The organism is Phyllobacterium sp. 22552, assembly GCF_052044585.1.
Classification (GTDB): domain Bacteria; phylum Pseudomonadota; class Alphaproteobacteria; order Rhizobiales; family Rhizobiaceae; genus Phyllobacterium; species Phyllobacterium ifriqiyense.
In genome coordinates, this window is record NZ_JBQENG010000014.1 from 2,501 (window position 1) to 6,153 (window position 3,653).

The 3,653-nt window shown below is 52.2% G+C and carries 2 rRNA genes; both read left to right on the forward strand.

What is annotated here, in order from left to right:
• Positions 1-280: 280 nt before the first annotated feature.
• Positions 281-3,101 (forward strand): 23S ribosomal RNA (locus ACTJI9_RS22400).
• A gap of 202 nt (positions 3,102-3,303) precedes the next feature.
• Positions 3,304-3,418, forward strand: a 5S ribosomal RNA gene (rrf, locus tag ACTJI9_RS22405).
• Positions 3,419-3,653: the final 235 nt, after the last annotated feature.

A 3,653-nucleotide genomic window follows, 5' to 3' on the forward strand; every position in this document is an offset into this window, starting at 1 on the left:
AGAAGATAAGTTCGGATTATTCCGGATGTTCAAGGATTTGCACCTTTGTGTGCTGATCTGCCGGCCTTATGGCCATGAACGCCGGGTAATGTCGTCAGGGGTGCTCATCAAAAGCCTCTGACTTATGATTGGCCGCTTAACCGCAGAGCCATCGAATTTATCTCAAGAAGCTGGTCTTTTTTGTCAAATCGATTGTTGCTGGGTGTTTTAGCAGCCTGTTGGTATCCCCCACAGGTGCAAGATGCTCGTTAAGGCAAGGATGGATATTGGCAATGAGAATGATCAAGTGTCTTAAGGGCATTTGGTGGATGCCTTGGCATGCACAGGCGATGAAGGACGTGATACGCTGCGATAAGCGTCGGGGAGGTGCGAATACCCTTTGATCCGACGATTTCCGAATGGGGAAACCCACCTTAGATATCTAGAAAATTTGAGTTGTTGGACGAATGTTCGAAGAACAATTCATTTTTCTAGATATCATAATAAGGTATCTAACTTTCGAATACATAGGGGTTAGAAGCGAACCCGGGGAACTGAAACATCTAAGTACCCGGAGGAAAGGACATCAAACGAGACTCCGTAAGTAGTGGCGAGCGAACGCGGACCAGGCCAGTGGCTTTTGTGAGACAAGTGGAACACCTTGGAAAGGGTGGCTAGAATGGGTGATAGCCCCGTACACGTAATGCGAACAAAAGTCCTTGAGTAGGGCGGGACACGTGAAATCCTGTCTGAACATGGGGAGACCACTCTCCAAGCCTAAGTACTCGTGCATGACCGATAGCGAACCAGTACCGTGAGGGAAAGGTGAAAAGCACCCCGACAAGGGGAGTGAAAGAGATCCTGAAACCGAATGCCTACAAACAGTTGGAGCCCAAGATTTGTTCTGGGTGACAGCGTACCTTTTGTATAATGGGTCAGCGACTTAGTCTGACGAGCAAGCTTAAACCGGTAGGTGTAGGCGCAGCGAAAGCGAGTCTGAACAGGGCGTTCAGTTCGTTGGATTAGACCCGAAACCAAGTGATCTAGCCATGAGCAGGTTGAAGGTAAGGTAACACTTACTGGAGGACCGAACCCGCATCTGTTGCAATAGATTGGGATGACTTGTGGCTAGGGGTGAAAGGCCAATCAAACTTGGAGATAGCTGGTTCTCCGCGAAATCTATTTAGGTAGAGCGTCGATCGAATACCTTCGGGGGTAGAGCACTGGATGGGCTAGGGGATCTCACCGATTTACCAAACCTAACCAAACTCCGAATACCGAAGAGTACTAATCGGCAGACACACGGCGGGTGCTAACGTCCGTCGTGAAGAGGGCAACAACCCTGACCACCATCTAAGGTCCCTAAGTTATGGCTAAGTGGGAAAGGATGTGAGGATCCCAAAACAACCAGGATGTTGGCTTAGAAGCAGCCATCATTTAAAGAAAGCGTAACAGCTCACTGGTCTAAATAAGGGTCTTTGCGCCGAAAATGTACCGGGGCTAAAGCCATACACCGAAGCTGTGGATTTGCTTAGCAATAAGCAAGTGGTAGCGGAGCGTTCTGTAAGCCGTTGAAGAGGGACCCGTGAGGGCCTTTGGAGGTATCAGAAGTGAGAATGCTGACATGAGTAACGATAAAGGGAGTGAGAGACTCCCTCGCCGAAAGTCCAAGGGTTCCTGCTTAAAGTTAATCTGAGCAGGGTTAGCCGGCCCCTAAGGCGAGGCCGAAAGGCGTAGTCGATGGGAACCACGTTAATATTCGTGGGCCTGCGGGTAGTGACGGATCGCGTATGTTGTTCCTCCTTATTGGATTGGAGGGGCTTCGGGGCGGTTCCAGGAAATAGCTCCCGCGTATAGACCGTACCCTAAACCGACACTGGTGGACTGGTAGAGAATACCAAGGCGCTTGAGAGAACTGCGTTGAAGGAACTCGGCAAATTGCACGCGTAACTTCGGAAGAAGCGTGACCCTTTTTTACGCAAGTAGAGGAGGGTGGCACAGACCAGGGGGTAGCGACTGTTTACCAAAAACACAGGGCTCTGCGAAGTCGCAAGACGACGTATAGGGTCTGACGCCTGCCCGGTGCTGGAAGGTTAAGAGGAGAGGTGCAAGCTTTGAATTGAAGCCCCAGTAAACGGCGGCCGTAACTATAACGGTCCTAAGGTAGCGAAATTCCTTGTCGGGTAAGTTCCGACCTGCACGAATGGCGTAACGACTTCCCCGCTGTCTCCAACGCAGACTCAGTGAAATTGAATTCCCCGTGAAGATGCGGGGTTCCTGCGGTTAGACGGAAAGACCCCGTGCACCTTTACTATAGCTTTACACTGGCATTCGTGTCGGCATGTGTAGGATAGGTGGTAGACTTTGAAGCGGGGGCGCCAGCCTTCGTGGAGTCATCCTTGAAATACCACCCTTACCTATATGGATGTCTAACCGCGGTCCGTTATCCGGATCCGGGACAGTGTATGGTGGGTAGTTTGACTGGGGCGGTCGCCTCCTAAAGAGTAACGGAGGCGCGCGATGGTGGGCTCAGACCGGTCGGAAATCGGTCGTCGAGTGCAATGGCATAAGCCCGCCTGACTGCGAGACTGACAAGTCGAGCAGAGACGAAAGTCGGTCATAGTGATCCGGTGGTCCCGCGTGGAAGGGCCATCGCTCAACGGATAAAAGGTACGCCGGGGATAACAGGCTGATGACCCCCAAGAGTCCATATCGACGGGGTTGTTTGGCACCTCGATGTCGACTCATCGCATCCTGGGGCTGGAGCAGGTCCCAAGGGTATGGCTGTTCGCCATTTAAAGCGGTACGTGAGTTGGGTTCAGAACGTCGTGAGACAGTTCGGTCCCTATCTGCCGTGGGTGTAGGAATATTGACAGGATCTGTCCCTAGTACGAGAGGACCGGGATGGACGTATCTCTGGTGGACCTGTTGTGGCGCCAGCCGCATAGCAGGGTAGCTATATACGGACGGGATAACCGCTGAAGGCATCTAAGCGGGAAACCCACCTGAAAACGAGTATTCCCTATCAGAGCCGTGGAAGACCACCACGTTGATAGGCCGGGTGTGGAAGTGCGGCAACGCATGAAGCTTACCGGTACTAATAGCTCGATTGGCTTGATCATTCTCATTACTCATATCCATCGCAAAGCGATGAAATGGATTGTCTCACGCGCCCTATCGCACCTTTGGTGCGGGCGCTGCGACAGCGCGCCGGGCAACCGGCGACGGCCAAGTCGGCCTTGCGGGCAAATGCACGCAAGATCGATCATCGCCAACAATCAAAACAAACAATTCCAGCTTCTTCATTTTGTTGCGCTTTGCTGACCTGGTGGTTACAGCGGGGTGGCTGCACCCGATCCCATTCCGAACTCGGCCGTGAAACGCCCCTGCGCCAATGGTACTTCGTCTCAAGACGCGGGAGAGTAGGTCGCTGCCAGGTCTGCTAAACGCAACAAAATGCTGCTCAAATCACACAACAATACATAACAGACCAATCAGGCCGCGCCAGAATACGTTCAGGACGCGGCCTTTTTGCTTTTGGCAAACATTCCGGGTAATCTGGACAATACCAAAAGCACAATGGCAATGGCAGCAATGCCCTCCTGCCACAAAAAGGGTAGAGCAGCGCCCCGTCCGAAAGCCGAAAAAGCACCTTCGCTTTTGAGGCCGGACAA